Raw genomic sequence first — 7645 nt, forward strand, 5'->3', positions numbered from 1 at the left:
CCACCAGCCTGCCGCACCGGCCCTCGCCACATAACCCCCGAAGGACTTACGGAACGGACCACTTAGGTGGGAGGGCGTGGTGTGGAGGTGAGCAGTTGGTCGTGCTGGCCGGTGCGGGCGGGGTGGGTCTGTTGGTGGGCTGGGGTGGGGTGAGTTCGGGTAGGGCTTTGTAGAGGGTGCTGCGATGGTGGCCCCTCTCCCCCGGTTGTGGTGTGGCGTGGGCAGCGTCGCCGGTGGTGGGTGGTCGGGCAAGTGGATTGTGGTGGTCGGGGTCTGTCGGGCGTACGGTGCCGCCGGTGGTGCGGAGGACCGGTGGTGGGTGTGGGGTCAGAGTCGGTCGAACCAGTCGCGTGCGGCGGTGACTCCCCCGCCGCCGAGGGCGACCATCAGGGCTATGCGGGCTTTGACCGGTGACAGGCCGTGGGCGCTGATCGCGCCGACTGTGGCGGCCAGTCCGGATGCCCCGGGTAGGTCGGCCAGTGGTGTGTCGGTGGTGTGGCAGCGGGAGGCCACCACGACGGGGATGTCCCAGCTGGTCAGTTCGTCGATGGTGGCGAACAGTTCGACGGGTACGTTGCCGGCGCCGGTGCCTTCCAGGACCACTCCGCGTGCTCCGGCGTCGACGACGCAGGTCAGCAGGGCTGCGGGCATGTCCGGGTAGGTCTTGATCAGGGCGACGTCGGGTTCGGGGTCGCCGGTGGGTGCCGGTGGCCGTGGTGGTGGGGTGGTGAGCTGTTCGACGCGTCCGTTGATCACCCGGGCCAGTGGCGGGTGGGGTGCGGAGGTGAGTCCTGCGTGGGTGGTGGCGTCGGCCAGGTGTGCCCGGCGGGCGGCGTGCAGGTCGCCGTTGGCGCAGACCAGGGCGCCGAGGCCGCGGGTGGTCGGGTCGGTGGCGGCGGTCAGGGCGGTGTGCAGGTTGGCGGGTCCGTCGGTGGACGGGGTGTCGAGGGTGGTGGTGGCGCCGGTCAGCACGATGGTGCCGTGGGTGGTGGCGTCGGCGGCGAGCAGGTCGATCAGGTAGGCGGTTTCCTCGATGGTGTCGATGCCGTGGGTGATGACGACCGCGTGGAAACCGTCGTTGAGGATGGCGGTGCGGGTGCGGCGGGCGAGGGCCAGCATGGTGGCTGTGGTGGTGTCCCAGCTTGGTGGTGCGGGTACGTCGTGCGCGGTGACCGTGCAGGCCGGTGGGGTGGGGAGGGTGGCGAGCAGGTCGGTGCCGGTGGCCACCCGGTGGTGGGTGAGGTCGTGGGCGATGGTGTCGCCGGTGGCCAGTAGTAGTACTCGGCGGTGGGGGTCAGTGGGCATCGGTGGGTCCGATGTGCTGTTCGAGGCGTTCGAGGCGTTCGATCAGGGGGCGTAGTTCGGCGCGGACCAGTTCGGTCAGTGCCGTCGGGCCGGTGGTGGTGTCGGTCTGGGTTTGGGCGTTGAGGTGCATGTAGCCGGCGAGTGCGCCGGTGACGGTGCGGCGGGTCAGGCGTAGTTCGAGGCCGCGGGCGCGCAGGAGTTGGCCGGCGGCGCCGTCGGGTTCGGCGGTCAGGCCGAGGAGTAGGTGTTCGGTGCCGACGTAGTTGTGGCCCAGGGCGGTGGCTTCGGTGACGGCGAGTTCGAGGGCGTTGGTGGCGGGGGTGGTGAACCGGCCGGGTTGGCCGCCGGGTTCGTTGGGTGTGTGGCGGTCGAGGTCGTGGGCCAGTGGGGTCGGGTCGACCTCCATGGCGTGCAGGATGTGCAGGGCGAGGTTGTTGCCTTCGGTGAGCAGGCCGGTGAGCAGGTCGGCGGTGCTCACTGCGGTGTCGGTGGTTGCGGCCTGGTCGATGGCCAGGCGGAGGGCGGTGCGGGTGCGGGCGGTGAACCGGGGTAGCCGGGTGGCGAGGTCGTCGTCGGTGAGGTCGTGGACGGTGGTTTCGCGGATGGCGGTGACGCGGCGGACGGCTTGTTCCAGGGCGCGTTGGCAGATCGCGGAGACCGGTAGGCCGGTGTCGCGGATGGCGTCGGCGAGTTCGTCGGGCAGGTAGATGTTGATTTTCGGCATGGTGGTGTTCTCCCGTTCCCCGCAGCAGAGATACCCCCACTGTAACCCCATAGGGGTTACAGTGGGGGTATGGGTGGTGGGAGGGTGCACCACTGTCCTACCGACCGCCGCAGGTCGGTCCGCGTAGGGTCAGGTCGTGGCCGGGCGTGCCGGGTCGGTGGCCAGGCGTACGGCGACCAGGCCGAGGACCGTGCCGGTGACGTAGCGCTGGATACGCAGCCACGTCGGCCGGCGGGCCAGGAACACCGCCACACTCCCGGCGGTGAGGATCAGTGCCGTGTTGACCACCATGCTCACCGCGATCTGCACCCCGCCGAGCAGGAAACCCTGTACCACCAGGTGCCCGGCCGGCACGTCGATGAACTGCGGGATCAGCGAGGCGTACAGGATCGCCGCCTTCGGGTTGAGCAGGTTGGTCAGCAGGCCCATGGTGAACAGTCGGCGCGTCGGATCGGGGGTCAGTTCCACCGGGGTGAACACGGATGTCCCGCCGGGGCGTACCGCCTGCCAGGCCAGCCACGCCAGGTAGGCGGCGCCGGCGAGTTTCACCGTCAGGTAGAGCTGGGGCACCGCCGTGAACACCGCCGACAGGCCGAACGTCGCGGCGGCCAGGTATGCCAGGAAACCGACGGCCACCCCGGCCAGCGACACCAGTCCGGCCCGCCGGCCCTGGGTGATGCTGCGCGACACCAGGTACATCATGTTCGGGCCGGGTGTGAGCACCATCCCCAAGGAGACGAGCACCACCCCGACGACCGCTTCCCCGTTCACCATGCCCGTGATCCTGCCCGCATCCGTGGGTGGCGCCGAGCGCCAATCGGTGGTTCCTGGTCTGTGTGCCACGAGGGGGTGTGGTCGTCCGGTGGTCGGGATATCGGGCCGGTAGCTGCCCGGCACGTCGTTATGGTGGGGCCGTGAGCTGGTCGTCGTACCTGTCGTTCCTGGTCTTCGCGGTCGTGCTGGTGCTGATTCCCGGTGTCGACTTCACGGTGATCGTGCGTAACACCCTCACCGGTGGTTCGCTGCGCGGTCGGTGGAGCGCGGTGGGGGTGGCCAGCGCCAACATCGTGCAGGGCAGCGTGGCGGTCGCCGGGCTGGGCGCGGTGATCGTGCACTCGCAGCCGCTGTTCCTGGCGATCCGTTGGGCGGGTATCGCCTACCTGGTGTTGCTGGCGGGTCAGGCGTTCCGTTCGGCCTGGCGGGGTCGGTACGACCCGGTCGCGGCGCACCGGCCGGGTGACGGTGCGGCGGCACGCGCGCAGCGGCAGGCCGGTTGGCGGCAGGGGTTCCTGTCCACGGTCACCAACCCGAAGGTGCTGGTGTTCTACCTGGCGGTGCTGCCGCAGTTCGTCGGCCCGGCCACCCCGGTGGCCGTGGTGATAGCGTTCGCGGTCAGTCATGCGGTGCTGTCGCTGGCGTACCTGCTGCTGGTGGTCGCCGGCCTGGACCGGGCGCGGCGGGTGTTGCGTCGGCGTGCCGTCCGGCGGCTGCTGGACACCGCGACCGGGGTGGTGCTGGTCGGGTTCGGTGCCCGGCTGGTCGCCGACGGCCCCTGACGATCCCACCTGGGCCCGGACCATCACGTCGACGAACCGTGCGGGCTGTTCGAACTGTGGCCGGTGCCCGCAGGTTCTTGTTGTCGTGCCACTGGCGCAGCGGCCGCAGCCGGCCCGGCACCTCGCGGACGCCGGACCGGAGACGGAGTACCCGGCCGGCTCACGGGTGTGCGCGTAGCGCGGCGACGAACCATTCGAACGCCGCTGCGCTGGGCGGGAACGGTGGCCGACCGTTGAGCACACCCAGGAGCTGCCAGTACCGCTCCACCCGACGGTCGGTGAACAGCGCGATCTGGTCGGCCAACCGGCGCCGCTCGTCGGCGGGCATGCCGGGGTCCACGATCCGGTCCAGGATCGGGCGGGCCTGTGGCGAGCGCGGGTCGACGCCCTCGGCGTGCGCGGCCCCGGCGTGCGTGAGGACCAGCGCCGGGTCCGGTTGCGGTCCGGGATCGTCGTTCGGGGTCGCGCCGGCCACCGCCATCTGCCGTACCCGGTCACGGAAGCCGGCGTCGGCGACCAGTTCGGCCAGTTCCAGCCAGGCGTCGACCTGCTCGGTGGTGGGGTCGTCGGGCAGGTGGGCCGGCAGTTGACGCATCGCCGCGGCCAGGTGCGCCCCCGGGGCCTGCGGGTCGACGCCGTCGAAGACCCGGTCGACGAAGTCGTCGATCATCTGCTGCCGTTGCGCTGCGGACAGGTGGGCCAGTTTGTTCAAGATCCTCAACTCCTCGATGGTGCTGTCACGTGCGGTGATCGACCGCAGGACCGCCCGGCGTAGGCGCAGGGCGCGGATCTGGGTGTCCACGGCCTGTAGGTGCGCCCGGGCGACCTCGGCCACCGTGCTCTGCCGGGTCAGGACCCGCCCGATGGTGCCCAGGTCCAGGCCCAGCTCCCGCAGGGTGCGCACCAGGTCCAGCCGGGCCACCGCCTGGGCGTCGTAGAGCCGGTAGCCGCCCGGCGACCGGCACGTCGGTGCGACGACGCCGGTGTCGGACCAGAAGCGGATGGTGCGTACCGGCAGGCCGGTACGCTGCGCGAGCTGCCCGATGGTGTACAGGTCCGTGCGGTCGGTCACCCCAGCAGGATCAACCCTCCAGCCGCTGGAGAGTCAAGCCGGTTGCCGGGTGTCCCGGCGGGTACGGTGGCCCGCAACGGCGGCAACAGCGACCGTGTGGATCGCGTCGAGCAGGCGCGGCGGTGTGATGTCCTTGAGCACGAAGCCGCTCGCGTCGGCGCGTAGCGCCCGGTAGACGGGGTTTCCGTGGTCCTGGCGGAAAAATCAACGGATTGGCTGACCTGCGGAAACGCGGGTCGATGATCGTCATAGTGGTGGTCTCCACTACGTTCGCGGCTGTTTGCCTAGTGGCGTAGGGAGTGTTCGGATGACCAGATGGAGCGGCTGAAGTCGTACCCGGACATCGGCACGGACGAGCTGGTCCGGTTCTTCACGCTGGCCCTGGCGGACGTGGCGTTCGTCGACCCCGGATCTGATCGCGAATCGGACGGTACGTCCCGGGGTGGTCAGCCTGCTGGAGATGGTGGCCACCGCCCGGGTCGCGGCCACGACGGTCACCCATGATCTGGTCGCGCCGCTGTTGACCGAGCAGATGATCGCCGATCTGGATCTGCTGCCGAGGGTGGATGCCGGGTTGGGGATGACCCGGCTGGCGTGGCTGACCAAACCGGCGGTTGACGCCACGGCGACGTCGGCGCCTGCGCTCACTACGGGCGTTCGACGCCGACCAGTATGAGTGCGCGTGCGTGTCAGCCCAGCCTGACACGCACGCGCCCTGTCAACCCAGCCGGCCCAGCCTGACGGCCTGTTTGAGGAAGACGACGCCGTCGATCATGTCGAGCTGGGCTGGGTCCAACGGGAAATAGGCGAAGTCGTGCGAGATGCGCGGGGCGGGTTTTGTGATGGCCTGGGCCAGGCGGCGGGCGTCGATGAGGGAATGGTCCCATGGGAGCGTGGACAGGATGCCCTCGACGGTGTCCGGGGGCGGTGTGTTGTCGCCGGCCGTGCCGAAGGCTGAGGCCAGGAAGGCGTACCGGTCGCTGAGTTGCGTCGCGGTGATCGCTCCCGCGCTCCACCACTCCAGCTGCTGGTCGCCGAGCGGCATGAAGCTCTTGTTCCGTTGTAGGTGGAGGTTGGAGGCGTAGACCAGGGCCGGGCCGTGCTTGGCGACGGCGCGCAGGTTGGCGGCCATCATCGCGTCTCGCAGGGCCGACAGTCGGGTCCACCGTGCCGGGGACGCGTCGGCCATCCAGTAGTGGTAGCGGAGCAGGCCGGTGGCGGTGCGCCCGTACAGTGCCGCCCGCCATCTGTCCTGCGCGTTCAGCTGCGGCGCCTGCGTGTCGAGCAGCGCCACCAGGTCGTCGGCGATCAGCCGCAGCCGCTGGGCGTCGGCGGACTGGCCGATCGACTGGGACGGATCCATGGCGGCGGCTTCGTTCGACCACCGGTCGTCTGGGCCCAGCAGCGTGTCGAGGGTTTCCCTGGTTACTACGGTGCCGGGGAGCGGGCCGTCGAGGAGGGCGTAGAGGCCGGTGAGCGCTTGGCGCGGGCTCGCCGCCCAATACTCTAGAGGGCCGTCGAACCCGAAGAACCGCAGCTTTTCGTCATGTTCCTCGTTGTACGCCCGCATCCAGCGCACGAGCTCGCGGTTGCCCGGTGCGGCGCCGAAGTTGTGGCTGAAGCCGCGTTCCATGACGTCATCGAGCGTGCCCGCGCCGCTCGTGATGTAGTCGTCCACCACGAGGCCCATGAGGCAGTCGCTCTCAATGGCGAACGACCGGTAGCCCTCGTGCTCGACCAGATGCCGGAAGATCTCGTTGCGCAACTCGCCCAGCTCCCCCACGAAGTGCCGGGCCTCGCCCAGGCCGAGCAGCAGGGGCCGCGCGGGAAGCGAGCGGAGGAACGCCGAGATGCCTGCGCCGTCGAGTGGCCGGGCCGTGTCCTTGATCTCCATACCGTCAACGGTATCGTTGAACCCTCGGTGTAAACTTTCCCGGGAAAAATCCCACTTCTGTCGCGATGAACCTTCAATCGGTGGTGCATTCATGAGGCCAGTGGACCTGGCGCGCGAGCACGGCCTGTCCACGCAGGCGATCAGAAACTACGAGGACGCCGGCATCCTGCCCGCCGCCGAACGCACCGTCTACGGCTACCGCACCTACACGCCGCTGCACGCGCAAGCCCTGCGCGCGTTCCTCGCCCTCGTGTCCGGGCACGGTCACCAGACGGCCACGTCGATCATGCGGGCGATCAACCGGGGTGCCACCGAGGACGCGCTGCGACTCATCGACGAAAGCCACGGTCAACTCCTCGACGACCGCCGCACCCTCCAGGCCGTCGAAGCCGCGCTCCGCGACCTGACGCCCGTGCCGCAGGAACGCGGCGACACGTTCATCGGTCCCCTGGCAAGGCGGCTCGGCCTCCGCCCTGCCACCCTGCGCAAATGGGAGAACGCCGGGCTGGTCCAGCCGCGCCGCGATCCGCAGACGGGCTACCGGACCTACAGCGCGGGCGACGTACGGGACGTCCGGCTGGCCCACCAGCTCAGGCGGGGCGGCTACCTGCTGGAGCAGATCGCCCCGCTGATCGCTCAGGTCCGCGCCGCCGGAGGCGTCGCCCCGCTGGAGTCGACCCTGCGCGACTGGCAGGCCCGCCTGTCTGCCCGGGGCCGCGCCATGCTCAAGGGCGCCGCCGACCTGGACGCGTACCTCCGCGCCCGCGAACCCTGAGACCGAGTCACAACCACCAACAGTCGAAAGCGACAGCGCTGGCGGCGGCCGACATGTCCAATAGGCGTTCCACAAGGGGACCGGCCATCGGAACAGCTTCAGCGCCATCATCAGCCAAGGCCAGGGGTGTTCCGTAAGAGTGTTCCGCGCGTCGTTCCGATGACGGTGCCCTATCCGGAACAATCCCGGGGGTAAACGGAACCCGAGTCGGCTACGCACGCTGCTCCACCGACGAACAAGACGTCATCGTGCAGACTGTGGTTCCCCTCGTAACGTGGAGGCCAGGACTTGAGGGATAGAGGCTCATGGCTGAAACGAG

The 7645-nt window shown here is 69.8% G+C and carries 8 protein-coding genes; 3 read left to right on the top strand and 5 right to left on the bottom strand.

Features of this window, described 5'->3' with window-relative positions:
* Window positions 1–327 precede the first annotated feature (327 nt).
* From V6U90_RS31755 to V6U90_RS31765, 3 genes are all read right to left on the bottom strand, one after another.
* Window positions 328–1305: an asparaginase gene (locus V6U90_RS31755; protein ID WP_334444590.1), complete on the bottom strand. Its 978-nt coding sequence runs from the start codon at window positions 1303–1305 to the stop codon at window positions 328–330.
* Window positions 1295–2080 (bottom strand): Clp protease N-terminal domain-containing protein, encoded by a 786-nt coding sequence (locus V6U90_RS31760; protein WP_334444592.1) that lies wholly within the window; start codon window positions 2078–2080, stop codon window positions 1295–1297. The genes V6U90_RS31755 and V6U90_RS31760 overlap by 11 nt, the downstream gene beginning before the upstream one ends.
* A 78-nt stretch (window positions 2081–2158) precedes the next feature.
* Window positions 2159–2803, bottom strand: a complete 645-nt coding sequence (locus tag V6U90_RS31765) for a LysE family translocator (RefSeq protein WP_334444594.1) — start codon at window positions 2801–2803, stop codon at window positions 2159–2161.
* 140 nt (window positions 2804–2943) lie between these two features.
* Here V6U90_RS31765 and V6U90_RS31770 point away from each other — a divergent pair, with 140 nt between their 5' ends.
* Window positions 2944–3585: a LysE family translocator gene (locus V6U90_RS31770; protein ID WP_334444596.1), complete on the top strand. Its 642-nt coding sequence runs from the start codon at window positions 2944–2946 to the stop codon at window positions 3583–3585.
* A 160-nt stretch (window positions 3586–3745) separates the two neighbouring features.
* Here the strand turns inward: V6U90_RS31770 and V6U90_RS31775 are convergent, their stop codons facing one another.
* Entirely contained in the window at window positions 3746–4657 is a 912-nt protein-coding gene (locus tag V6U90_RS31775) for a helix-turn-helix domain-containing protein (protein ID WP_334444598.1), read from the bottom strand.
* 442 nt (window positions 4658–5099) lie between these two features.
* Here V6U90_RS31775 and V6U90_RS31785 point away from each other — a divergent pair, with 442 nt between their 5' ends.
* Window positions 5100–5333 (top strand): hypothetical protein, encoded by a 234-nt coding sequence (locus V6U90_RS31785; RefSeq protein WP_334444600.1) that lies wholly within the window; start codon window positions 5100–5102, stop codon window positions 5331–5333.
* A gap of 42 nt (window positions 5334–5375) precedes the next feature.
* On the opposite strand, the gene V6U90_RS31790 is transcribed toward V6U90_RS31785, so the two are convergent.
* A complete protein-coding gene (locus tag V6U90_RS31790; protein ID WP_334444602.1) occupies window positions 5376–6551 on the bottom strand; it encodes an erythromycin esterase family protein in 1176 nt (391 codons plus the stop codon).
* 91 nt (window positions 6552–6642) lie between these two features.
* On the opposite strand from V6U90_RS31790, the gene V6U90_RS31795 reads away from it, so the two are divergent.
* Window positions 6643–7326 carry a TioE family transcriptional regulator gene (locus V6U90_RS31795; RefSeq protein ID WP_334444604.1) on the top strand — a complete coding sequence of 228 codons (684 nt, stop codon included), beginning with the start codon at window positions 6643–6645 and terminating at the stop codon, window positions 7324–7326.
* Window positions 7327–7645: the final 319 nt, after the last annotated feature.

This window comes from Micromonospora sp. CPCC 206060, assembly GCF_036906895.1.
Classification (GTDB): Bacteria; Actinomycetota; Actinomycetes; order Mycobacteriales; family Micromonosporaceae; genus Micromonospora.

What these genes read in the sequence shown, in the direction of transcription:
- V6U90_RS31755 (WP_334444590.1), bottom strand. Translation starts at nt 1,305, where the DNA reads ATGCCCACTGACCCCCACCGCCGAGTACTACTACTGGCCACCGGCGAC.
- V6U90_RS31760 (WP_334444592.1), bottom strand. Translation starts at nt 2,080, where the DNA reads ATGGGGTTACAGTGGGGGTATCTCTGCTGCGGGGAACGGGAGAACACC.
- V6U90_RS31765 (WP_334444594.1), bottom strand. Translation starts at nt 2,803, where the DNA reads ATGGTGAACGGGGAAGCGGTCGTCGGGGTGGTGCTCGTCTCCTTGGGG.
- V6U90_RS31790 (WP_334444602.1), bottom strand. Translation starts at nt 6,551, where the DNA reads ATGGAGATCAAGGACACGGCCCGGCCACTCGACGGCGCAGGCATCTCG.
- V6U90_RS31795 (WP_334444604.1), top strand. Translation starts at nt 6,643, where the DNA reads ATGAGGCCAGTGGACCTGGCGCGCGAGCACGGCCTGTCCACGCAGGCG.